Source organism: Halobacillus sp. ABD4_316 (assembly GCF_056161385.1).
Genome location: NZ_JBSWZA010000012.1, coordinates 1 through 23,999, shown reverse-complemented (window position 1 = coordinate 23,999; position 23,999 = coordinate 1). Strand labels below are relative to the sequence as shown.

The following is a 23,999-nucleotide window of genomic DNA, read 5'->3' as shown; positions in this document are numbered from 1 at the left end:
CATGCAGGAGTGTTGACGGGATGGTTTCGGGAAACATGGATCCTTCATTCCCATCCTCCGTTGTACAGTTAAAATTTAGTTAAATAAACTTCCTGCTTTTCACGCTAAAATGCGTTTATAGCAGAACTTGTCGCGCGCCCCCGTTACTTGAAGACTTGAAACCAAGATAATAATAAACTCTTTATCGGATCAATACTCACTTTCCAATATGGAATACACTTCTGTATCTCTAAACTCGCCCTTTATAAACTCATTTTTTCTTAACGTGCCTTCATAATTCATGCCTAACTTCTTCATTACTCTTTGAGAACCGAAATTATCAGTATCGGACCTACCCTCAATTCTGTTAAGGTATAGTTCGTTAAAGCCATAGCGAACTAGTTCCTGAAGTGCTTCAGTAGCAATTCCTTTTCCCCAATATTCTTCCGATAAAAAGTACCCCAACTCTACGCACTTATGCTTATTACTCCAATCAATAAAGGCTGCTACACCAATCACTTGGCCTGTTTCATTCCATTCAATTGCCCATTCACCTGATTCACCTTTTCCGTAACCTGTAATTACCATATTTAAAAACTCTTCGGTTGCATCTATTGACTCATTTACTTCCCATGTCATAGGCCGTGCTACATTAGGATTAGAACAGAAACTAAACACATCCTCTAAATCTGAAAAAGCCAGCTTTCTTAGTGTTAATCTATCAGTATTAAACTCAGGCATGTCTCTTAAATATGTTTCGACTTCCATACGACCACACTCCATACATCTTTTTAATTTTTCAAAAATAAATATTATGATATCATATCGCTATTTTACATAATTTTCAATACTTTCCGAGGAAACATTACTTCTCCTTCTGTTCTCAAAAAAAAGAGGACGATTACTCTTATTGAATAATCGCCCCCTTATGCGGAAGACTCGATTTCGAGATAAACTAATGAATTTCATTATAATTTAACTATACCGTTGATTAAGCATATTTTAGATATAGTCAATTTCCCAATAGATTTCATCGTCCTCATTATCACTCTGCCAAAATCCTGCTTTTTCTAATACTCGTATAGAAGCATAGTTTTCATTAGAACAGCTTGCTGTAATTTTTTTAACTTTTGGTTGTTTCAACCCCCAACGAACCATGGACATGACCATTTCAGTAGCGTATCCATTACCTTGATATCTTGGGAGGATACTATATCCTAAGTCCATTTCTCCATGTTCGTTTGGTCCACCTTTAAATCCCATATCTCCAATAATCGTGTTAGTTTCTGTATGTATAATAATTCCTTCCCACTCATTCTCTTCGGGATACTGATTAAATCGTTCAACTTTGTAAGGAAGTAATTCTTTATAATCATCCATTGGATATTCAGATGGCACATTATAACTTGTTATTCTTTCAAGCTCTCTATAACTGAATAAAGAGGCTTTCATCATTTCGGTTGTGAAAGTAACTAAAGTTAATCTATCAGTTTTGACAAATGGCATGTAATTATTCCCCTTCTATTGAATGTGTAATTGAAACTGTTTAGCTTGTAATCTATGACCATACAGGTCATATTCGTATTCTTATCCAATCTTAATTATTACCAACATTATTCCAGGTAGTGAACATGCTATAGTTCTTATTGAACAATCGCCCCCAATACTTGAAGACTTGATATTGAGATAATTTATCTACTTCAAGGCTCTAAAAAGTTTTCTACTATCTTATTGAAAATATCTGGTTGGTCCAAATTCGCGGTATGCCCTGCACCTGGAATTAATCCAATAAGAGCATCTTCTTTATTTTCTCTCACGTAAGCTACAGCTTCTACTTCGTGCTTGTCACTGCTACCATTAAGCAATAGAACTGGGGTACTAAGTTTTTCGAAATCCGCTTTAGAAATACTGGGATACTTAAATGTCATATTATGAAGTACGTGTTCAAGCGTTTTTCTCCATTTATCCCCGTGCAGATCCTCAAAGCTCCGAGCTATCTGTGTATTGTTCTCCTCAATATTTAAAAAGTAATCATATTGTTTTTCCATTACTTCCTTTAACTCTTCGGGTATGTAGGGGGTATATCCAGTCAGTATAATTCCTTTAACTAACTCGGGTTTTCTTAAGGAAATATGTACAGCAATCGACGCTCCTAAGGATAACCCCATTAAACACCCCTCTCCTCCCGCTTTGAGTCGAGAGATCACATATTCAAGCGTTTGTTCAAAATAGTCTTCAGTAGATTCCAATGGACTATCCCCGTGGCCGGGTAAATCTAAAGTTACTAGTTCATACTTTTCCTTAAAATAATCTATTTGACTACTGAAGTGTGATTTAGAAGTTCCCATGAAACCGTGCAACATATATATTTTCTCTATTTTGATCTCCTCCTTTGGTATAAATGTAACATGTAATTCCAATTTCAAGCCGATAAAAAGACGATTATCTTTATTAGATAATCGTACCATTTAGCGGGAGACTTAAATCAAATTTTCCCAACTATATTTAATTTTTGAATTAATGATTATTAAAGGTATTAAACACTAGTTGCAACCCAAATCAGCAATAAGGCAAATATAATAACAGCTCCAGTATGGATCCAGCTCCCCTTAATTTTACCCTTTGCAACGTCAAAATCCCTGAGCATTATAGCTCCCCAACCTGCGACAACTAGTAAAATAATTATTACTGTCATTCATAAGAATCACTCCATTCGCTCTCTTACTGAACTCTATTACCAATGAAGTACATTCCCAAACTATGCCAATATAAAAAATGACCTTCTGAAGAAACGCCCCCGTTTTTATAAGACTTGAATTCGAGATAAACTAATGAATTTCAATATAATTTAGCTATACCGTTGATTAAGTATATTTTAGATTTGGTCAATTTCCCAATAGATTTCATCGTCCTCATTATCACATTGCCAAAATCCATTTTTTTCTAACACTCGTATAGAAGCGTAATTTTCATTAGAACAGCTTGCTGTAATTTTTTTAACTTTTGGTTGTTTCAACCCCCAACGAACCATGGCCATGACCATTTCACTCGCATATCCATTATCTTGATATCTTGGGAGAATACTATATCCTAAGTCCATTTCTCCATGTTCGTTTGGTCCACCTTTAAACCCCATATCTCCAATAATCGTGTTAGTTTCTGTATGTATAATAATCCCTTCCCACTCATTCTCTTCAGGATACTGATTAAATCGTTCAACTTTGTAAGGAAGTAATTCTTTATAATCATCCATTGGATATTCAGCGGGCACATTATAACTTGTTATTCTTTCAAGCTCTCTATAACTGAATAAAGAGGCTTTCATCATTTCGGTTGTGAAAGTAACTAAAGTTAATCTATCAGTTTTGACAAATGGCATATAATTATTCCCCTTCTATTGAATGTGTAATAGCAACTGTTTAGTTTGTAACCTATGGCCATACAGATCATATTCGTTTTCTTATCCAACTCAATTTTTCACAAATGATATTCCATGTAGTTAAAATGCAATCGTTCTTATTGAACAATCGCCCCCTATAACGGAAGACTTGATTTCGAGATATATACTCTATAACCAATAATAATCAATCATAAATGTAATCAAATGCATTTATAACCTCAACCATGGAAGCTAAAGCGTGCTACATTTAAGAATAACGGAAATATGAGCTAACTGCCCCCATACCATAACCTAATGCAGCTATTAAAAGAATATCACCACCATTAGAGAAAAACTGAATAGTCTGTATAGTGGTAGGATCTATTAAACCATTAACAAAAGGAACCAGGTTCATTAATCGAATACAAGCATATAACAAAATCATTTGCCAACTTGATAGTGCCGCATTTTTAAGTATGATTTTTTGACGTTCGTCTTCTCTTGAAAATCCCGTTTCATCACCAGATATTCTTTTCGACGCCACTATGACAGCAGAGACTATAAGTCCAGCTAGAATTATTACTAATATGTGCATTTTATTATTCCTCATTTCTTTAATGTTTTTTGGTAATTAAAAAGGGAGTCTACTGTACTATCTAAAGATAATGCAATAGCAAAAGCTAATTCTAAACTAGGATCATATTTATTGTTTTCTATGGCGTTTATTGTTTGTCTACTTACCCCGCATAGCTGAGCCAATTTACCTTGAGAAATCCCTAAACCTTCTCTCAAACTCTTTATACTATTTTTCAAATTTATATCACCTCTTCCATTATTTATGTCAAATACTTTTTACACCTATTATGGTAATAAAGACCAATCGATGTGTCAAATACTTTTTACACATCGATTGGTCTCAATTCAAAATTTTTCTGCTTTTTCCAGCCAAAACACGCGGTATATTGTGACAATTATCTCGAAACCGAGTCTTCCAGAAAACTGCCCTTTACTTGAAGACTCAGTTTCGAGATATTCGTCCTAATGCTTAATAACAATTATTTCAAATTGACCTCTTCCCCACAAGTGTTTCTTACAAAAAATAGGAGCTGAACCTTTTTACAGGAACGGCTCCTAAAAATATTTACTATAGAAATCCTGTCTTAGCTTACCACTTAGTTGAGCATAAATTTTCGTTGTTTCACTTTTCTCATGCCCTAATAAGCTTTGGATAACTTCGATTGGCGCTCCATTATTAAGCATATGGGTAGCATAACTGTGCCTTAGTTGATGAGGATGTATTTCCTTATTAATAGCTGCGCGTATGGATATCCGTTTAATAATATATCGGATAACCTCAATACTCATTCTCTTTTTAGGTCTTCTATCTGTTATAAATAAACACTCATCATGATCCTTGCGCTCCTCTATATATTTCTGTAGCCATAGCGAACAACGAATACTGAAATAGACTTCTCTTTCTTTATCTCCTTTTCCTTTTACAATAACCGATCTTACTGAGAAGTTGATGTCCTCTCTATTCAAATTTACTACCTCTCCGATACGGCACCCAGTAGAATAAAAAAATTCGAAAAGTGCCCTTTCCACGGAAGTTACGCATGAGTCTCTAAGTTGTTCAATTTCCATCTCGGTAAGAAACTTAGGAATTCTCTTGCCAACTTTTGGTTCTTTTAATTTTATAGCTGGATTTTCGTTGATAACACCCTCTTCATGTAGCCACTTGAAAAAAGATCGAAGGAAACGAATCTTGTTTCCAAGACTAGAAGGTTTCAAATGTCCGCCCACCTCAACTAAATAACTCTTTAGCTGATCGATAGCCACATCTTCTGTCTCAACATCTCCAAAATATTTCACCAACATATTGAATTGTAAGCAGTATGTTTTCAATGTTAGGAGTGAGTAACCTTCAATTTTTTTATCGACATAATACTTTTCCCAAGCTTCTCTTAAAAACATTTTCTATCACTCTCCAAAACTATGAATCTTAATTTCATTATGGTTCTGGAGAAGAATTCCTATACTTTAGTTTTTTTGCAGATTTAGTAATCCAAATCCCTTTCTCTTAATCCATATTTTTGTAATTATATATTGAATAACGGAACACTTGTTCGTATAATGCTTGTAAGGATGGTGATTAGTTTGAGATTTCCTTGCTACACAACAACAATTCTAGAAGACCTTATAACTCAGTGGTATAAAAATCACAATTTTAAAGAACCGACTGATCTAAGTGTTCATAACATTGGATATGAGAACCAAATCTTTGTTCAATGTAGACCGACTCAAGCTAGTTATATGAAAGTAGGGAAGTTTCAAGAAATTGTTTTAGATAGTCGCCTTCCCCAGATAAACCAACGAGAGCAATTCTTCCATGAGCTTTGCCACGCATTGAGACATGCTGGACGGCAGTTAATAATGCCTAAAGATTTTTATGAGCTTCAAGAAAGAGATGCAAGGCACTTCACTCTTTACGCCTCGCTACCCTATCACATGATTAAAGAGTACACCTTGAGTGATCCTGAAATCATTAATGTATGGTCTCAAGATTTCAATATTCCTTTAGACGTATGCCAGGACCGACTGGAAAAAATTAAGCGACGTCCTATTGTACCAGGAAAAACCATTTTATAACTTATAGTTTAGATAGGAGGTAATACCATGGCATATCTAAGAAAAAGAGGTAACAAGTGGTCATACCAAGTAGAATGGTTAGATCCAGTCACCGGAACAAGAAGAACAAAGTCTAAAGGGGGCTTCACAAGAAAAACAGATGCAAGGGTAGAAGCAGAGGAATTAGAAAGGGAGTTAAGAGAAGGTTCCTTTGTGGAAGAAAACAATATTACTCTTAACGAATTTGCCGATGAATGGCTTAATTTCTATGCGAAGAATTCTAAGGTTAGCTCGCATCGTGGACGTACTAAAGAATTGAAGCACTTCAGAAGATATTTTTCAAAAATGAAATTATCTGATATTACTAGGAAACATTATCAAGCATTTCTTGATGACCTACACGAAAAAGGATACGCCCATAACACCTTAGATGGGATCCATACTACTGGCCGAATGTTATTTAAGAAGGCATTAGAATATAACCTTATTAAAACAAACCCAAGTGAATTCGCAAAAATCCCAAAGAAAATTGAAACGGTGGAGGAAATTGAGCAGAATGATGAGTTAATAAAATTCTTAGAAAAGGATGAGCTGATAACTTTTTTAAAAACAGCTAAGGAAAAGGGATTAGATAGGGATTTTATTATGTTTCTCACCCTTGCTTATAGTGGCTTGCGTGTAGGAGAAATGCTGGCACTTAAATGGACCGATGTGAAATTCAATAATGAAACTATTCGCATTACAAAAACCTATTACAATCCTAATAATAATACAAAGGATTATCAGCTGCTCACTCCTAAGACAAAAGGGTCTATACGGACGTTAAAAATGGACAAGCAAGTGATGAATGAGTTTAAGAAGCATTTAACTTACCAGAAAGAAATTAAAATGGCTCTTGGAGATCTCTACAATGATTTTGGATTTGTATTTGCAAAAGAGATTAATAACCCCGGCTATCCTGATTTTATAAAAACAGTTGAAAACCGAATGAGAAGGCTTTTAAAGCTTAGCAGAATCGAAAAAAAAGTTACTCCCCATTCATTCAGGCACACCCACACCTCTCTCTTAATTGAAGCTGGAGTAGGTACCAAAGAAATTCAGCAAAGATTAGGGCACGGTGATATTAATACAACTATGAACATTTACGCTCACATCACTAAAAATATGGAACAAAAAGCCTCTCAAAAGTTTAGTCAACTCATGAAAGGCGCATTGGATTGATATTATTATTTTTTAGATGCTATTTATTTGCTTTAATTTTATTCGTAATTTCTTGATTTCTATATTGGTGGTATTCAATTTCTACAGAATCACAAATCTTTTGTTTTTCGTCAAAAGGAACTTCGAAAAGATACAGATGTTGAGCAATCATTCTACGCAAGATATTTCGAGCTAATATGTTACCAGTTAAATCTCCATATAATTTGGCAATCTCTTCTTTTGGCATTTTGTACGTATGATCTAGCTTAATTGAAATTCCAATTAACCTGTTTGCTACGTTGGGTGACTTATGAACTAAATCATCAATATTTTCTTCTAAATTTCTATTCCCTAAAGATCTTGAGATTAACTTTATAACTGAAAAAGTTACCCAACTACAAAAACTAAATAAGAAAGACTTAGCTTGTGATTCAGCTTCGCTATTACTCTTCAAGCCTTTATTTTGAAGAAATTCAGCCATTTCTTGAATCACAAAATCATTTTCTTCCACAAATAATTCTAAGAAGTTATTAAGTAATCTTAACCCTGTTTTTATTGCTTCAAAACTTAATTCTTCTTTTATATCTTTTTTAATGTACCCTGGATAATTTTTTATTATTTGCCCTACCAATTCTATTGTTTTAAATCCTTGATTTATATGGTTAATGGTTTCCAATTCATCAAATTCTTGAGTATCGCTTCCACCTAAAACCTCTTTCTCGCGTTCGTGCATATCCCTTGTTCTATTTAATTCAATTCTATTTTCTTTAGCGCCTTTACTACTATTCACATTAATTTTTGGCATGTGTTTTATTAGCTTATTTAATGCATCAATATCATTTTCAAGTTCCACTTCCTCAGTATCTGAAAAAACATTTTGTGCTTCTTCCAGAACTTGTTGTAGGATAAATTTGTTCTTTGATAGGTGTGTTAAGAACATTAAAATATTGGCACATTCTTCATTGTACAAATTATTACAAAGGTCTCTAATATGATTTTTTATATATTCTTCTTCAATCTCGTTTGTAAAATACTTGGCAACAAAATAATAATAGACATATGGATATTTAAAAGAATAACTATCCATTTCTTTTTTCATTAGAGAAGATTTTAATAACTTATCTCTATAATCCACAAAATTAATCTCTACATATTCCTCACAAAATTTCTTGTGAACCTGTTTAAACTCAAATTCTGTTAGGCATCTAGAGTCTTTCTTATTGAATATCTCAAATGAAATATGTGATATATAATTATAAAGTTTATCTATATTTGCATTATCCACTTGGATTTTACGGAGAGCTTCACCTATTAATATATCATAATAATAGCCGTTGTTACTCCCCCTCAGTTCATTAGATTTACCAGTTTCAAGAGCTTGCATAATCGTTACAATAAATAAAGGAAACGAAGGTACATTTCCTTTCCCTAATATCGACTTAACTTGATTTGTAATTGAATCTGTATTTTTGATAAGTGCTTCTTCAGTTACAGTTTCCTCTTTACCTAAAATTTCCCATTTCTCAACTAATTCTGCACGTTTAGAATACCCTAAAGGTTGAACTTCATATTTCTTAAATCGGTTACCCTCGCCCCCATACTTTGTTTCTCCTCCACTTGTGACCTCGGTTGTCCCTGTTAGTAAATCTCTTAGCCCATTAATATCACTTGTACTGATTACAACTCTCCCAAAAGTTTCAGATAAAAATTTTAGTATTTCTTTTTTACCTCTACTATTCAAGTTGCAGTTTTGCCAATCGTCTACTAAAATCACTTTATTATTAACATCAATATGTTTGAATTGATCTATTAAGTTTTCACCTATATACTGCTCTTTTATAGCTTTCTGAATAGTCTTTTGGATATGGTCTGCGCTAGTTTTCTTGAAATCATTTCCCCTTAATAAAATTGGGTATAATCTATTGTTTAAGAAGTTTTTATATAGCTGCTTAAAAATTGCTGTCTTACCTGAGCTTTCACTACCACAAAAGATGATATGAGTTTGGCTGAAGTCATCCATAATATCTCTAAGATCAATATACTTTGGCAATCTCTTTTCTTTATTTTCAATAAGTATTTCCTTAACTTCTGGAGTTACAAATATATCATCTAAATATAAATTATTTTTCCTTGGGTGCTGAAAAGGAGCCTCAGGGTCCCCTAGATATTCGTAGTATTCAGATTTTATTTTCAACTCCGAGCTAGAATCGTTAGCTGCTGAAATATTTTTGATATTACTCCATCGTGATTCTTCTAGAGAGGTATAAATGTTCAAGTTATTGTTCCAATTGTAGATGTTTTGTTTATACTTATTATTAGATATATCAAATGTTAAAAGTTGGAAAGAACTATTAAATTTGTCACTGCTGTCCTGAAGTACACCAGATTCTAGAAAGAATACACTATTATCTTTAGATATTTTTTCATAAGTATCTTCTGTATGCTCATGCCCCGACAATATTATATCTGATTCGTTCTTTAAAAAAGTCTCTACTTCTCTTGCATTATTCGGATCCAACCACCTCAAATGATGATGGATCATTGAAAAATTCAAGTCAGATGGAACTTTTGGGATATCATCTACAAATTTACTAATAGGGTAGTACATTTTTCCAGCTTGCTCATGTCTCTCAGATGTCCATGCAGAGTTAAGTAAATTAAAACTCACAGTGTAACTTTCCAAATCGAAAGAATACTTCTCAAGAAGTGGGTGGGAATATATTTTTCCATTTTCTATATAACCCTGAAAATAATCCTTAAAATTCTGGAAGTTAGATTGTACCGAATTAACTTCACTGATTAATTCTATATCTAAATCTTTTGCTTCAGTCGATCTAATATTTTCAAGTACTAGATTTCTTAGTTTCTGTGGACCATCAAAATTACAATCATGATTTCCAGGAATAATGAGAGGATAGACTGTTTTGTTAGAAGATTCTAGTGATTCCAATAACCCTTCAAGAAGTTCTATAGCATAAAAATACTCATCTTCTTTACCAGAAAATGCTGAGTCCCCTAATATCAAAACAAATACAGTATCCACTCCTCCCATATCTTTTGTGATAATTTTTTTCAAACTATCGACTTTATCTAAAACAGGATTTTGTATCTCAGTAAAGTGGATATCGCTTAAAACTACTAATCCAAACATTTGACCCCTCCACTAATCATTATTTAAGTATATTTTACCATTATTATCCTGAATAGTATCAAAAATTAGTAGATTTAATATATGTATATGGAAAAAAGGCCCCTTAAGAGTTCGTGTGAACTCTTAAGGGGCTTTAATAGATTTGAGTACTTTTTTAATGGAATCCAGTCAAAATCCAGTCAATATTCATTTATAGGGTTTCAAATCCTTGAGTAGCAAAGGGTTTGAGGACAGCTTACATCATGCCGCCCATACCGCCCATGCCACCCATATCCGGCATACCGCCACCGGAGTTATCTTCTTCTGGGTGATCCGCTACAACCGCTTCAGTCGTCAAGAACATAGCGGCTACGGATGCTGCGTTTTGAAGCGCTGAACGAGTTACTTTGGTTGGGTCAACGATACCCCGCTCAACCATGTTTACCCATTCGCCTGTGGCTGCGTTGAAGCCGACGCCGACTTCTTCGCCTTTCAGACGCTCAACGATGATGGATCCTTCAAGACCTGCGTTGTGGACGATCTGGCGGACCGGCTCTTCAAGCGCACGTAAAACGATGCTTGCACCTGTCGCTTCGTCGTCGACAAGGCCAAGGCCTTCGACAGAGTTGATGATGTTGACAAGCGCTGTACCACCACCGGCTACGATGCCTTCTTCTACAGCTGCTCGAGTAGAGTTCAAGGCGTCTTCGATGCGTAGTTTACGCTCTTTCAATTCTGTTTCTGTAGCAGCGCCGACTTTGATGACAGCTACGCCGCCGGAAAGTTTAGCAAGACGCTCCTGCAGTTTTTCCTTGTCGAATTCAGAAGTGGTTTCTTCTGACTGGGCACGGATTTGAGCAACACGGGAAGAGATCTGCTCAGGGTTTCCGGCACCTTCGACGATGGTTGTGTTTTCTTTAGTGATGACCGCTTTGGACGCGCGTCCAAGCTGATCGATTGTTGTATTCTTCAATTCAAGACCAAGATCTTCTGTGATGACCTGGCCGCCCGTAAGTGTCGCAATGTCTTCAAGCATCGCTTTACGACGATCACCGAAGCCTGGAGCTTTAACAGCTACCGCGTTGAATGTACCGCGCAGCTTGTTCACTACAAGTGTAGCAAGTGCTTCGCCTTCAACGTCTTCAGAGATCAATAGAAGCGGCTTGGACTGCTGAACCACTTGCTCAAGGACAGGAAGAACTTCCTGGATGTTGTTGATCTTCTTATCTGTAATGAGAATGTATGGATCTTCAAGAACCGCTTCCATCTTATCCTGGTCAGTGACCATGTAAGGAGAAGCATAGCCGCGGTCGAACTGCATACCTTCAACCACTTCAAGCTCGGTGTTGAAGCCTTTGGATTCTTCAATCGTGATAACACCGTCGTTACCTACGCGCTCCATAGCTTCAGCGATCAGCTGGCCGACTTCGTTGTCAGCAGCAGAGATGCTTGCGACCTGCGCGATGGAATCGCGGCCTTCGATCGGCTTGGAGATTTTGCGAAGCTCTTCCGTTGCTACAGCTGTCGCTTTCTCGATTCCTTTACGGATACCGACAGGGTTCGCACCGGACGTTACGTTTTTAAGACCTTCACGGATCATCGCCTGAGCAAGAACCGTTGCTGTCGTCGTACCGTCACCGGCCACGTCGTTGGTTTTGGAAGCAACTTCAGATACAAGCTGAGCACCCATGTTTTCGAAGTGGTCTTCAAGCTCGATCTCTTTTGCGATCGTTACACCATCATTAGTAATGAGTGGAGAACCGAATTTTTTATCAAGAACGACGTTACGTCCTTTTGGTCCGAGTGTAACTTTAACAGCATTTGCTAATGTATCTACACCACGCAGCATAGAGCGGCGTGCGTCTTCACTAAATTTGATTTCTTTAGCCATTTAAAATGCCCTCCTCATTAATATCGTATGTTTAAGTATTTTTGAAGAATTTACTGAATGACAGCAAGTACGTCGGATTCGCGGAGAATCAAGTATTCACTGCCTTCATACTTCACTTCGGTACCTGCGAATTTGGAGTAGATCACGCGGTCGCCGGTTGCGACTTCAAGTGCTACTTTCTCGCCGTGTTCGGTTACGCGGCCGTTACCGACAGCAACAACTTTACCTTCCAGCGGCTTTTCCTTCGCAGAATCCGGAAGTACGATTCCGCTTGCAGTAGTCTGCTCTTCTTCAACAAGTTCAATGACAATACGATCACCAAGTGGCTTTAACAATTAGGACACCCTCCTTGATATGGTTGTTCAGATTTTAGTCGTTTATTAGCACTCGACATAGGTGAGTGCTAACACAATTCTTATCATAATCAATTCACTACTGTTTTTCAAGTAGAAACTCTAGAAATTTATCCAAGTTTTTCGACAAAAATCGCACGTTCCTGCGTATCGCTTACGTGTGGTTTTGAAACTGTGATAAAATACATAAAGTATGTAGTGCAGGAAGTGTTCCTGCTGCTGAATAAAAGGAGTCGTAAACGTATGCCCAAACGATATTGGTATATCATTTTAACTTATGTAGTGACACAGCTTTCCACAGTTGTATTCGCTCCGCTTCTGATGGCTGCGGGACTTGAGCAGTTTGACGCGATTGCCATCTGGTCTGTTGTCAGCTTTACGATCGCGACATTGATCATTCTGCTGCTGCTCCGTCCGGAAAGACAGAATACGTACGCACGCGATGAAAAAGCCGGTGCCGGAAAAGTCATTCTCTGGTCGATCGCCGGGGTGTTTCTCGCTTTATTCGCACAGGCGATTGCCGCCACCATTGAACGTGAGGTGTTTGGTGTGCCGGCCGGTTCGGAAAATACGATGGGCTTGATGGAAATCGCCCGGGAAGCCCCGCTTTTCATTCTACTCCCTGTTGTATTCGCTCCGATTACAGAAGAGATTATTTTTCGTAAAATTATTTTTGGAGAAATTTACAAACGCACGAACTTCCTGCTTGCGGTTCTTGTTTCCGCGCTTGTATTCGGTGCGTTCCACTTCGACTTTAAGCACATGTTAGTCTATTTCTCCATGGGTGTGGTATTCGCCTTCCTTTACGTCAAAACAAAACGAATTATTACACCAATCGTGGCTCATATGGCGATGAACTCGTTTGTTGTCGCCACCCAGTACTTTTTGACAGAGGAAGATATCCGCCGCATGCAGGAGCAAGTCGAGACGATCTTCATTGGAGGGTTATTCTAAACTTATGAAAACATCTCCATTATTCATGGCGCTGCTGTATTTTTCCTTAGGGATTGCCTTTACGTATATTGCCGCTCAGGCAGCGGCTGAAACGATCTGGAATGCAACGACGATCATTTTGTCGCTTGTCGCCACCTTTAACATTGCCGTGGCCGTTCGTTTATACAACCTTCATAACAAAATTAAGAATACGAAGAAATAAGAAAAACGCAGGCGCGATGCCTGCGTTTTTTTATGTTTATTAAGGTGGCCGTGCCCGCGGCAGGCAGCCACCGGTAAGGGGAACACGATCATCCACATACGTTCCAAGTGAGAACAAGCCCTTTACTTATGCTTGTTTTTCGTCCTCATCCGGAACGCCCTTCAGAATAAAGGAAAACGGCAGCGCAATCAGCAGCACAACCGCCGACACGAGGAAAGCTTCATTTAATGTCTGCAGGGTGGCCGCCTGCATATCAATATCTCCTCCTGCGGAAATCTGCGCGCGGCGGACTTCATAATAAATAGAGAAAAAGACGATGCCGAGCGAGGAGGAGATCTGCCGGATGATGTTGTTCATCGCACTTCCCTGTGCGACCAGATGCTCAGGAATGGCGTTCATCCCCGACGTTGTCGCCGGCATGTTCCCCATCCCCATGCCGAGACCGCGAACCGTGTTCAAGGCGAGAATCATCCAGTATGGGGTGGAAAGCTTCAGCATCCCAAGACCCAGTGTCGCCAGGGCCATAATCGCAAGACCCGGCGGAACGACGTACTTCGGTCCCTTTTTATCAAGTATCCGTCCGCCGATCGACATGAACACCCCGCTCGCCGCGGCTGCCGGCAGGAACAACAGTCCTGTCATGACTTCATTCAAGCCGTAGACATTTTGAATGAGCAGCGGCAGCAGGAAAATTCCTGAGAATAATCCGATCGATGCAGCCGAGGTGACAAGGATGGACACGGAATAGGTCGGCACCTTGAAGACCGATAAATTGAGAAGCGGGTCGTCCTGACGGTTTTCGTAAAAAACAAACAGGACGATCGCCAGTAAGCCGACCACCACGAGCGTCAGGTTCAGCGGATCCATCAATTTATCCAGTGTCCGCCCCCGTCCGAGCGCAAACAACACGGACCCGATACCTAAGGTAATGATAAGAAACCCGACAAGGTCGAACTTTTTCTCCGGATGCGTTTCCGTCCGCTCCAGAAACTTGGCGGATAGAATCAAACCTGTCAGTCCGAATGGAATGTTAAAGGCAAACAGCCACGGCCAGTCCACATACTGAATAAGCAGCCCCCCGACGGTCGGGCCGATCGCCGGAGCGACCATCGCCGCAACCCCGTATACACCGACGGCCAGCCCGCGCTCATGTCTCGGAAACGAGTTGAAAATGAGCGCCATGGCGATCGGCAGCATCAAGCCCCCGGCCATTCCTTGAATCGCCCGGGAGATGATCACCATACTGAGCGTGGAGGAAAAGAATCCGGATAACGACCCAAGGATGAAAATAAACAAACCGGTCAGGTAGACTTTCTTTTTCCCGAACCGGTCTCCGAAATAGCCCGTCAGCGGCATCGTCATCCCCATGGCGACCATGAAGATCGTTAAAATCCACCCGACGGCTACGGCGTTGGAATCAAAGATTTCAATGAACCGCGGTAAAATCGGGTTCAGCATACTATTATTTAAGATGACGGTAAACGTTCCAAACAAAACCGATATGACGACAAGCCATTTATTCGGCAGTTTACTCATAGATGTCCCTCACTTTCTGTCGATTCGTACACTATTATCTACTATACCACCTCGCAGCCGGATTAACCCTTCCATCGGCCGTTCCAGTTTGTTTTTCATCAAATGAGCGGTGTAAGCGTTCCCTTATGTTTCCAGTCTTTAACCCCTGGGTACCATACAACCAGACGAATAAAGGAGGAAGATCATATGGGACGTTTAAACAATAAAACGGCAGTCGTTACAGGAGCCGCGACAGGAATCGGGAAAGCTACCGTGAAGCTTTTTGCCCAGGAGGGCGCCCGCGTCATCTGTGCTGACGTCGATGAAGAGGATGTCCGCAAAACTGTGGAGGAAATCAACATCCATGGCGGGCAGGCGGAATCCTACGCCCTGGATGTATCCGAGCAGGAAAGTGTCCGCGTCTTTGCCAATTATGTAGAGGAAACGTACGGAACGATTGATGTGCTGTTCAACAACGCCGGTGTCGATGAAGAAGGCGGCAAGGTGCACGAATATCCGGTCGATTTGTTCGACCAGATCATTTCTGTCGACCTCCGCGGCACCTTTTTAGTCAGTAAATATCTACTTCCGCTTATGTTCGAAAATGGTGGCTCGATCATCAATACATCATCCATGTCGGGACAGGCGGCTGACCTGGATCGTTCCGGCTACAACGCAGCCAAGGGCGGAATCACCAATTTCACCCGGGCCATGGCGATTGATTACGCACGTCAGGGCATCCGCGTGAATGCCGTATCCCCCGGAACGATTGAAACGCCGCTCGTTGATGAACTTGCCGGTACGAAAAAAGAAGAGGAAGGTCGTGAGTTCCGGGAGGCGCAGAAATGGGTGACACCGATGGGCCGGTTAGGAAAGCCGGAGGAAATCGCCTCCGCCGCCCTTTTCCTCGCTTCTGAGGAAAGCTCGTTCATTACCGGTGAGGATCTTACTGTGGACGGCGGACTGACCGCCTACACGTGGCCGGGTAAAATGCTGATGGACAACAGCTGGAAAGAAACGACGAAGTAATAAAAAAGACTTAGAGCAGACGACGCTCTAAGTCTTTTTTATGCTTCATCCAGCGGCTCATCCTCCATCAGCGGATAATGCTTCAGGAAGTAAACGAGTGCCTGCAGTTCAATCGCAAGGTCGATATGATGCACCCGCACGCGCGATGGAACGCTGATCCGCGCCGGCGTGAAATTGAGAATTCCGCTCACACCCGCTTCTACAAGGCGTTCGGCAATGCCCTGGGCGGCAGATGCCGGTACTGTTAAGATGGCCACCTCAAGGTCACCGAGCTGGTTTTCCAAGTCGTCGATGTGGTGCACTTCGACACCGCCGACTTCCGTACCGACCCGCTCTTCGTTGGCATCAAAAGCCATTTCGATTTTCGTATTGTTGTTTTTCGTAAAATTATAATTCAGAAAAGCCGTTCCCAGATTCCCTACACCAATCAGGGCGACCTTCGTCGTTTCATCCTGATCGAGCGTCTTTCTGAAGAAGGACAGCAGGTATTCCACGTTGTAGCCGTAGCCCTTCTTCCCGAGTGCTCCGAAGTAGGAAAAGTCCCGGCGGATCGTAGCGGAGTCGACTTTCACCGCCTCACTCAGCTCTTTCGATGATACACGCAGCTTTCCCTGACTGTGCAGGTTATTCAAGAAGCGGTAATACAGCGGCAGCCGCTTGGCTGTCGCCTGTGGAATTTTTGCTTGTTCCATATCCATGGCTCCGACCTCCTTTACCGATCCGTTCGTTTATAGTCGCCATTTTTGCCACCGGTCTTCTCCGACAAATACGTCGGTCCGATGACCATCCCTTTATCAACGGCTTTACACATGTCATAAACTGTAAGAGCAGCAGCAGATGCAGCCGTGAGCGCTTCCATTTCCACACCCGTGCTTCCCTTCGTCCTGGCGGAAACCTCGATGATCAAACGCGGTTTCTCTCCATCAAGCTCCCAGTCAAAGGAGATATCGACACCCTTCAACGGCAGAGGGTGACACATCGGAATCCAGTCCGGGGTTTTTTTGGCTGCCATGATCCCGGCTACCTGGGCTACAGACAGAACGTCCCCTTTTTCCATCGTCCGCTCTGTAATTTTATGATAAATCTCTTTGTTCACTTCTACACTTGTGAAGGCGACCGCTGTCCTTACGGTATCTTCCTTGCCGGATATATCCACCATCCGGGCACGGCCCTCTTCATTGAAATGACTAAATTCCGCCATTGGCACGTTCCCCTTTTTCTACATGGTTCTGATTGAAACACTACTCTTATTCTACCAAAAAATCAATCCGGAGTCGTCAACGATCGCTTTTCACACGGGGCATTCTGTTGCTAGCAGGTATCCGTATAAGATACACTTAGTTCATCGAGGTGAAACGACATGATTCTCATGCAGCTGAATCAACTGACGAAGCGTTTCGGCGCCGAGTTGATTTTAACGAATATTAAATTGGAAGTACAAAAGAATGACCGGCTTGCCATCGTCGGCCGGAACGGGGCAGGAAAATCGACCCTGTTGAAGATTATGGCCGGAGAGATGAGCTACGATTCCGGAGATATGTTCAAACCGAAAGATGCATCGGTCGGATACCTGGAGCAGCATACAGGTCTGCAGTCCGAAAAGTCGATCTGGGACGAGATGGAGCAGGTTTTTGACCACTTGAAATCACTGGAGAAAGAACTCCGTTCCATGGAAGTGCAGATGGCCGATCCCGCCCTGGTGGAAGATCAGACCCGCTATCAGCAGCTGCTGAAGGACTACGACCGGAAGCAGGAGCAGTTCAAGACCGCCGGCGGCTACCACTATGAAGCCGATATCCGGGCTGTATTGAACGGACTTAACTTCAAGGATTTTGACTGGACTACACCGATTTCTACATTAAGTGGCGGTCAGAAAACACGGCTGGCACTCGGGAAACTGCTGTTGACCAGTCCCGATCTTTTGATTCTTGATGAGCCGACCAACCACCTGGACATCGATACGCTGAGCTGGCTGGAAAACTACCTCCAGGGCTATTCCGGTGCTGTGGTCATCGTCTCGCACGACCGCTACTTCCTGGATAAAATCGTCGATACCGTATACGAGATCGCTTTTCAATCATCGAAAAAATATCATGGCAACTACAGCGATTATTTAAAGAAAAAGGAAGCCGACTTCGAACAGGAAATGAAACGCTTTGAAAAGCAGCAGGAAGAAATCAAACGGATGGAGGACTTCATCCAGAAGAACCTTGTCCGGGCCACAACGAGTAAACGGGCGCAGAGCCGCCGCAAGCAGCTCGAGAAAATGGATAAGCTCGACAAACCAAAAGAAGACAACCTGTCAGCGAAGTTCAGTTTCCAGGCTGCGAGAAGAAGCGGCAATGATGTGCTGAAGCTGAGAGACTATGCCTTCCGCTATTCGGACAGCTCGTCCTATTTATTCGATAACCTGACGCTTGATCTGAACCGCGGGGACTCTGTAGCACTCGTCGGACCGAACGGGGTCGGAAAAACGACCCTTCTGAAGACGCTTGTCGGTGAGCTGGAAGGGACGAAAGGAAAAAAACTCCTCGGCACAAACGTCCAGATTGGCTATTATGACCAGGAACAGCTCAAACTTCAGTCTAAGAAAACGGTGCTGAATGAGCTGTGGGACGATTACCCGATGAAAAATGAAAGAGATATCCGGACGATTCTCGGCAACTTCCTGTTTTCCGGGGAGGACGTGCTGAAGCCGGTCTCCGCATTGAGTGGTGGGGAAAAAGCACGATTGTCCCTCGCCAAGCTGATGATGCAGGAAGCCAATTTCCTCATTCTCGACGAGCCGACCAACCATCTGGACCTGGACAGTAAAGAAGTCCTGGAAGCGGCACTCGTCGATTACCCGGGCACTCTGCTGTTCGTTTCCCACGACCGTTATTTCATCAATAAGATTGCCGATCAAATCGTGGAAATGAAGCCGGAGAACACACGCCTGTTCCTCGGGGACTATGACTATTATGTGGAGAAGAAGCAGGAAGAATACGAACTGCAGCAGTTGGAAGAAGCCGAACGTGCCCAGGAAAAACCGGCGGAAAAGCAGGCGGCTCCGAAAAACAGCTTTGAAGAGGATAAAGCTGCGAAGCGTGAGGAACGCCGGAAAAACCGCCGGATTGCTGAAATCGAAAAGGAAATCGAAGAAGTAGAAGCTGTATTGGAAGAAAACGAAGAACTGCTTTGTGATCCGGATATTTACCAGGACCACGAACGCTCTCTTGAGATTACGGAAGACAATGAAGAAAAGAATGCTCGTTTAGAAGCTTTAATGGAAGAATGGGAAGCTCTTCATGAGTAAACAAGAAAGCCGGCGCTCATACGCCGGCTTTTTTTTTAGACTGTAGAAAAGGAATGGTCTTTTTTATGAACTGCCGAGAAAATTCCCGACAACCTGCGATCCTTCTCATAACCCTGTGAACCACTATTCAATATCCACAAAGTTTTCAACAGATCCACACGCGTAATTACAGTTCTCAACAGGGTTATTCACATTATCCACAGAAAAACCCGTACTTATCCACGTATAATGGTAACGTTTTCTTTCCAATATCTACTTGCCCACAGCCTTTTATTGGAAAAAGAACTTATACACATGTGGATAACTGAACAAAAGAAGGCTCCCCTTTAGGAAGGAGAGCCTGTTTTCCTTGCTCCGTACCTTTCAAGATCGAGCCCGGGGTTGGCATTCAAATCCCAGCCGGAACGATGGCCTTGATTGAAAGCTACGGCACCAGCTGCTGCAATCATTGCTGCATTATCCGTACACAAATGAAGGGGCGGAATCAGCAGTTCTGCCTCACTGTTCTGGAATTTTTCCTCCAACGTTTTTCTTAACCCTTTGTTGGCGGCCACCCCACCAGCAACGATCATCTGTTTCACACCGTATTCCTCCGCAGCCCGGAGAGCTTTCGTAGATAAAACATCGACAACACTTGCCTGGAAGCTGGCCGCAACGTCCTCGGCCTTTAACTCTTCCCCACGCTGCTTCGCCTTATGAAGACGGTTGATGACAGCTGACTTCAATCCACTGAAGCTGAAGTCGTAGGAACCCTCTTCGAGCCATGCCCGTGGAAAATCAATCGTTTCTTCCCCTTCATGAGCGAGACGGTCGATATGCGGCCCACCTGGATAGGGAAGTTTCAGCGTCCGGGCCACTTTGTCATAGGCTTCTCCTGCGGCATCATCGCGCGTTTCCCCGATAATCTCAAACGAACCGTGCTCGCGCATCAGTACGAGCTCTGTGTGCCCACCGGAAACGACGAGCGCCAGCAGTGGAAACTGAAATTCTTTTTCCAGACGGTTCGCATAGATATGGCCGGCGATATGATGCACACCAACGAGTGGCTTCTGCTTGGCAAAAGCTATCGACTTCGCGGCGTTCACACCGACTAATAACGCGCCGACCAGCCCCGGTCCTTCTGTCACAGCAATCGCATCCATATCATCAATCGTCATACCCGACTCATCCAGTGCCTGCTGAAGCGTGAGGGTCATCTGCTCAATATGATGCCTTGACGCGATTTCCGGGACGACGCCGCCAAAGCGCTTATGACTTTCTATTTGTGAGGCAACGACGTTTGTAATCAGTTCGGTTTCATTTTTCACGACAGCGACGGCTGTTTCATCACAACTCGTTTCAATTGCAAGAATGTATTGATCTTCGTTCATTTTAATCCCACCCACATAACGAGCGCATCTTCTCCATTGTCTGTATAATACCTCTTCCGTACACCACCGGGAACAAGACCGAATTTCCGGTATAGATGCTGGGCAGCCATGTTGGAGACACGGACTTCAAGGGAAAGCTGTACAGCTCCCCGCTCGACGGCTTCCCGGCACGTATGCCCGAAGAGCAGTTCCCCGTACTTGTATCCACGGTACTCAGGAAGAATGGCAATGTTGGTTATATGCGCTTCATCGATAATTAACCACAATCCACAATATCCGATGATTTTCTCATCCTCTTCCACAACATAGTAGAAGGAGTATGGATTGTCGGTCATTTCTTTTTCAAATGTTTCCTGTGACCACGGCACAGCAAAAGATGCTTTCTCCACCTGCATCACAGCTTCGACATCGTCAATGGTCATTCGCCGGACGGACGCCATTTTACTTGTTCTCCTGCTGGGCCAGCCATTTGGCCTCTGCTTCAGGAAGGCGGAGATAATTCGGGACAAGGTCATGCAGCGGCCCCGGTTCCTTGTCAGCTCCAGCAGCTGCGACCAGGGAAGGTCTCGCGAACTGGTAAGGTGCGGCCGGAATGACAGCCTGGTCACCGAGCACTTCAAGGATCCGTTCCTTATGCACAGCTGTATCCTGACTGATAAACAGCACCTTTTCTCCCTGCTCTTTCAGCTCCTGAAGCCAGTCCTCCATCAGCAGGTTGCGCTCCTCTTTCACTAGGTTCATCTCTCCGTCATACAACCCGGTATACACTAAACCGCGCCGGGCATCGAAAAACGGGCTGATATATCCTTGGAAAAAGGCTCCCTGACGTGCAGCCGCCTCCAGGCTGGATACACCGACAACAGGAATTCCAAGAGACCATGCCATCGTTTTCGCCGTCGTCAGTCCGATGCGGACACCTGTATAGGATCCAGGTCCGTGAGCGACAGCGATCCTGTCCAGTTCTTCCGGTTTCATTCCTGTGTCCTTCATCACCTGGTCAATCGCAGGCATCAGACGGATGGAATGGTTCTTTTTCATATGGGTCACGTATTCCCCGGCGACTTCACCGTCTCTAAGAACCGCGACTCCCATTACGTAATTCGAAGTATCGATCGCTAAAATATTCATGACAAAATCTCCTTACATACCTGTTCCAATCGAGGAGAGGCTGTTTCAAAGTGAAAGACGCGGACGGTATCATCCAGATACCGGATTGTGATATCCAGTCGCTCTTCTGGAAGGTATTCCTCAATGAACTGGGCCCACTCTACAACGGTAACCCCGCCGCCGTCCAAATATTCATCGAAGCCGAGATCCTCATCACTGTCCTCCAGACGATAAACGTCCATATGGTAAAAAGGCACGCGCCCCTCATATTCCTTAATAATCGTAAAAGTCGGGCTGTTAATGGTCCGTTTCACACCGAGACCCTTTCCAAGTCCCTTCGTAAACGTCGTCTTCCCCGCCCCGAGGTCTCCTTCAAGGGTGAGTACATCACCCGCAGTCAGCTTCTCTCCAAGCCGGACAGCCATATCGTTCGTTTCTTCTACTGAACTGCTTTTCCATTCTAATGCAGTCATTTACTCACCCTCTTCCTTTAAGTGTGTATACCCGGAGGCGTCAAGTCTCTCCCGCCTTCCGTCTTTGGTGAGCCATACAGAGGGACTGTCAGACCTCATAGGCTCCACATTTCCAATCCTGGTCAAACGGACACCTACGGACTGTGCTGCTTTTTCAACGACATCCCAATCCTTCTCCGGTACTGTGCCTAGCAGCTCAAAGTCTTCTCCACCGGAAAACATCCATGCTTGATAATGACCAGGATAACACCTCGCTAGAGCTTCGGAATAAGGAACCGCCTCCGGATCAATGATAAGATCCATGCGTGAAGCGGCTGCGATTTCATTGGCTTCACTGGCAATCCCATCACTCACATCATTGAGCGCCATGCGCTGTAAAGAAGCCAGAGAGGAAGCGAAGGTGATTCTCGGATCCGGCTTACGGTGACGCTGGATCAAGTAATCAAGTCCCTCGGACGATGCTGTACGTCCTGTGAGCAGGTATTCCAAGCCCCCTCTGGAATCTCCAAGCGTACCGGTAACAAACAGAAGATCGCCGGCTTGAGCATGAGAGCGGTACCTGGCTTTATCCTTGGATACAGACCCGATCACCGTCACGGTGAGCGACAGCTCCTGCCCGGAAACCGTATCTCCACCAATTAAGTCGACATCATAAAGGTCAGCAAGCCGTTTCATTCCTTGATAAACCGCCTGCAGTTCCTTTTCCGACCAACTTTTAGAAATCGTAATCGAAACCATATAAAAGCGGGGCGTACTCCCCATCGCAGCCAGATCACTCAAATTGGCAGCAAGCACCCGCCAGCCGATATGCTCAGGATCCATGGTTTCTCTTGTGAAATGGACACCTTCCACCATCGTGTCGACAGCAGTGACAAAATCACCGTCCGACGGACGGATGACAGCTGCATCGTCACTGATCCCCTTCATGACTGAGGACTGACGGTAAAACTTCGGTTGTATGGAACGTATAAATGAAAACTCATCCATCATTCTAACCCTTTCCGTACGTTATGAATACTCCTAGTATACCAGGACACGCCCTCTAATAAAAAAATCCATAATAAAAGCCTTAGGAAAGCATCCTAAGGCTGTATGTATAACATTTAAAAGTTTAAAATAGTGGCGGTCCGGACGGGACTCGAACCCGCGACCTCCTGCGTGACAGGCAGGCATTCTAACCAACTGAACTACCGGACCAGTATATGGAAAATCTATTTTAGACAAAAAAATTTTTGGAAGCGCCTGTAAAGCACGACCAAGAAATCATTTGGTTGCGGGGACAGGATTTGAACCTGTGACCTCCGGGTTATGAGCCCGACGAGCTACCAGACTGCTCTACCCCGCGATATTGTGGGAATGTATCCCATGAAATAATGGATCAACCTGGCGACGTCCTACTCTCACGGGGGTAAACCCGACTACCATCGGCGCTGAAGAGCTTAACTACTGTGTTCGGCATGGGAACAGGTGTGACCTCTTCGCCTTCATCACCAG

At 42.7% G+C, this 23,999-nt stretch carries 25 protein-coding genes, 2 tRNA genes and 1 rRNA gene; 6 read left to right on the top strand and 22 right to left on the bottom strand.

The genetic code is table 11. The annotated features are described in order from the left end of the window. Nucleotides 1-189: 189 nt before the first annotated feature. From ACXAJH_RS20185 to xerA, 8 genes are all read right to left on the bottom strand, one after another. Entirely contained in the window at nt 190-747 is a 558-nt protein-coding gene (locus tag ACXAJH_RS20185) for a GNAT family N-acetyltransferase (protein WP_474995026.1), read from the bottom strand. Nucleotides 748-981: 234 nt separating this feature from the next. Beyond that, nucleotides 982-1,485, bottom strand: coding sequence for a GNAT family N-acetyltransferase (locus ACXAJH_RS20180; RefSeq protein WP_474970537.1), 504 nt, complete (start codon nt 1,483-1,485; stop codon nt 982-984). Nucleotides 1,486-1,679: 194 nt separating this feature from the next. Beyond that, complete coding sequence (locus tag ACXAJH_RS20175) at nt 1,680-2,447, bottom strand: alpha/beta fold hydrolase (RefSeq protein ID WP_474995025.1); 768 nt, start codon at nt 2,445-2,447, stop codon at nt 1,680-1,682. 68 nt (nt 2,448-2,515) lie between these two features. Then, entirely contained in the window at nt 2,516-2,674 is a 159-nt protein-coding gene (locus ACXAJH_RS20170) for a hypothetical protein (protein WP_474995024.1), read from the bottom strand. A 180-nt stretch (nt 2,675-2,854) separates the two neighbouring features. Next, the gene (locus tag ACXAJH_RS20165) at nt 2,855-3,358 is read right to left on the bottom strand and encodes a GNAT family N-acetyltransferase (protein ID WP_474972215.1); all 504 of its coding nucleotides are present in this window, start codon (nt 3,356-3,358) and stop codon (nt 2,855-2,857) included. A gap of 268 nt (nt 3,359-3,626) precedes the next feature. Next, nucleotides 3,627-3,953 carry a hypothetical protein gene (locus tag ACXAJH_RS20160; RefSeq protein ID WP_160835220.1) on the bottom strand — a complete coding sequence of 109 codons (327 nt, stop codon included), beginning with the start codon at nt 3,951-3,953 and terminating at the stop codon, nt 3,627-3,629. Between the two features lie 11 nt (nt 3,954-3,964). Next, complete coding sequence (locus ACXAJH_RS20155; RefSeq protein ID WP_160835219.1) at nt 3,965-4,171, bottom strand: helix-turn-helix transcriptional regulator; 207 nt, start codon at nt 4,169-4,171, stop codon at nt 3,965-3,967. A 318-nt stretch (nt 4,172-4,489) separates the two neighbouring features. Beyond that, nucleotides 4,490-5,332 carry a site-specific tyrosine recombinase/integron integrase gene (xerA, locus tag ACXAJH_RS20150; protein ID WP_474995023.1) on the bottom strand — a complete coding sequence of 281 codons (843 nt, stop codon included), beginning with the start codon at nt 5,330-5,332 and terminating at the stop codon, nt 4,490-4,492. A gap of 183 nt (nt 5,333-5,515) precedes the next feature. Between xerA and ACXAJH_RS20145 the strand changes: the two genes are divergently transcribed. Continuing rightward, nucleotides 5,516-6,007 (top strand): ImmA/IrrE family metallo-endopeptidase, encoded by a 492-nt coding sequence (locus ACXAJH_RS20145; RefSeq protein WP_474995022.1) that lies wholly within the window; start codon nt 5,516-5,518, stop codon nt 6,005-6,007. Nucleotides 6,008-6,034: 27 nt separating this feature from the next. After that, nucleotides 6,035-7,207, top strand: coding sequence for a tyrosine-type recombinase/integrase (locus tag ACXAJH_RS20140; protein WP_474995021.1), 1,173 nt, complete (start codon nt 6,035-6,037; stop codon nt 7,205-7,207). Between the two features lie 19 nt (nt 7,208-7,226). Here the strand turns inward: ACXAJH_RS20140 and ACXAJH_RS20135 are convergent, their stop codons facing one another. From ACXAJH_RS20135 to groES, 3 genes are all read right to left on the bottom strand, one after another. Continuing rightward, nucleotides 7,227-10,337: an STAND family AAA ATPase gene (locus tag ACXAJH_RS20135; RefSeq protein WP_474995020.1), complete on the bottom strand. Its 3,111-nt coding sequence runs from the start codon at nt 10,335-10,337 to the stop codon at nt 7,227-7,229. 235 nt (nt 10,338-10,572) lie between these two features. Further along, on the bottom strand, nt 10,573-12,207 hold the full coding sequence (groL, locus tag ACXAJH_RS20130) for a chaperonin GroEL (protein WP_474995019.1): 1,635 nt from the start codon (nt 12,205-12,207) through the stop codon (nt 10,573-10,575). Between the two features lie 50 nt (nt 12,208-12,257). After that, a complete protein-coding gene (groES, locus tag ACXAJH_RS20125; RefSeq protein ID WP_027955522.1) occupies nt 12,258-12,542 on the bottom strand; it encodes a co-chaperone GroES in 285 nt (94 codons plus the stop codon). A gap of 261 nt (nt 12,543-12,803) precedes the next feature. Between groES and ACXAJH_RS20120 the strand changes: the two genes are divergently transcribed. Both ACXAJH_RS20120 and ACXAJH_RS20115 read left to right on the top strand, forming a co-directional pair. After that, nucleotides 12,804-13,514, top strand: a complete 711-nt coding sequence (locus ACXAJH_RS20120) for a lysostaphin resistance A-like protein (RefSeq protein WP_474972222.1) — start codon at nt 12,804-12,806, stop codon at nt 13,512-13,514. A gap of 4 nt (nt 13,515-13,518) precedes the next feature. Further along, nucleotides 13,519-13,716: a YdiK family protein gene (locus ACXAJH_RS20115; RefSeq protein WP_474967210.1), complete on the top strand. Its 198-nt coding sequence runs from the start codon at nt 13,519-13,521 to the stop codon at nt 13,714-13,716. Between the two features lie 126 nt (nt 13,717-13,842). Here ACXAJH_RS20115 and ACXAJH_RS20110 read toward each other — a convergent pair whose 3' ends face one another. After that, nucleotides 13,843-15,252: an MDR family MFS transporter gene (locus tag ACXAJH_RS20110; protein WP_474972223.1), complete on the bottom strand. Its 1,410-nt coding sequence runs from the start codon at nt 15,250-15,252 to the stop codon at nt 13,843-13,845. A gap of 186 nt (nt 15,253-15,438) precedes the next feature. On the opposite strand from ACXAJH_RS20110, the gene ACXAJH_RS20105 reads away from it, so the two are divergent. After that, nucleotides 15,439-16,260, top strand: coding sequence for an SDR family oxidoreductase (locus tag ACXAJH_RS20105; RefSeq protein WP_474967208.1), 822 nt, complete (start codon nt 15,439-15,441; stop codon nt 16,258-16,260). A gap of 38 nt (nt 16,261-16,298) precedes the next feature. Here the strand turns inward: ACXAJH_RS20105 and ACXAJH_RS20100 are convergent, their stop codons facing one another. Together ACXAJH_RS20100 and moaC are read right to left on the bottom strand one after the other, a co-directional pair. Beyond that, the gene (locus tag ACXAJH_RS20100) at nt 16,299-16,958 is read right to left on the bottom strand and encodes a redox-sensing transcriptional repressor Rex (protein WP_474967207.1); all 660 of its coding nucleotides are present in this window, start codon (nt 16,956-16,958) and stop codon (nt 16,299-16,301) included. A gap of 14 nt (nt 16,959-16,972) precedes the next feature. Continuing rightward, nucleotides 16,973-17,461, bottom strand: a complete 489-nt coding sequence (gene moaC, locus ACXAJH_RS20095) for a cyclic pyranopterin monophosphate synthase MoaC (protein WP_474967206.1) — start codon at nt 17,459-17,461, stop codon at nt 16,973-16,975. 159 nt (nt 17,462-17,620) lie between these two features. On the opposite strand from moaC, the gene ACXAJH_RS20090 reads away from it, so the two are divergent. Continuing rightward, nucleotides 17,621-19,555, top strand: a complete 1,935-nt coding sequence (locus ACXAJH_RS20090) for an ABC-F family ATP-binding cassette domain-containing protein (RefSeq protein WP_474995018.1) — start codon at nt 17,621-17,623, stop codon at nt 19,553-19,555. 326 nt (nt 19,556-19,881) lie between these two features. Here the strand turns inward: ACXAJH_RS20090 and tsaD are convergent, their stop codons facing one another. The 8 genes from tsaD to rrf form a co-directional block, all read right to left on the bottom strand. Then, on the bottom strand, nt 19,882-20,925 hold the full coding sequence (tsaD, locus tag ACXAJH_RS20085) for a tRNA (adenosine(37)-N6)-threonylcarbamoyltransferase complex transferase subunit TsaD (RefSeq protein WP_474995017.1): 1,044 nt from the start codon (nt 20,923-20,925) through the stop codon (nt 19,882-19,884). Continuing rightward, nucleotides 20,922-21,365, bottom strand: a complete 444-nt coding sequence (rimI, locus tag ACXAJH_RS20080; protein ID WP_027955823.1) for a ribosomal protein S18-alanine N-acetyltransferase — start codon at nt 21,363-21,365, stop codon at nt 20,922-20,924. The genes tsaD and rimI overlap by 4 nt, the downstream gene beginning before the upstream one ends. Before the next feature lies 1 nt (nt 21,366). Then, nucleotides 21,367-22,053, bottom strand: a complete 687-nt coding sequence (tsaB, locus tag ACXAJH_RS20075) for a tRNA (adenosine(37)-N6)-threonylcarbamoyltransferase complex dimerization subunit type 1 TsaB (RefSeq protein ID WP_474972226.1) — start codon at nt 22,051-22,053, stop codon at nt 21,367-21,369. Further along, a complete protein-coding gene (gene tsaE / locus ACXAJH_RS20070) occupies nt 22,050-22,505 on the bottom strand; it encodes a tRNA (adenosine(37)-N6)-threonylcarbamoyltransferase complex ATPase subunit type 1 TsaE (RefSeq protein WP_474995016.1) in 456 nt (151 codons plus the stop codon). The genes tsaB and tsaE overlap by 4 nt, the downstream gene beginning before the upstream one ends. Further along, nucleotides 22,506-23,492: a thiamine-phosphate kinase gene (thiL, locus tag ACXAJH_RS20065; RefSeq protein WP_474995015.1), complete on the bottom strand. Its 987-nt coding sequence runs from the start codon at nt 23,490-23,492 to the stop codon at nt 22,506-22,508. A gap of 133 nt (nt 23,493-23,625) precedes the next feature. After that, nucleotides 23,626-23,702 (bottom strand) — tRNA-Asp (locus ACXAJH_RS20060). A gap of 71 nt (nt 23,703-23,773) precedes the next feature. Then, a tRNA-Met gene (locus ACXAJH_RS20055) sits at nt 23,774-23,850 on the bottom strand. A 36-nt stretch (nt 23,851-23,886) separates the two neighbouring features. Beyond that, nucleotides 23,887-23,999: ribosomal RNA gene (gene rrf, locus ACXAJH_RS20050) — 5S ribosomal RNA — on the bottom strand.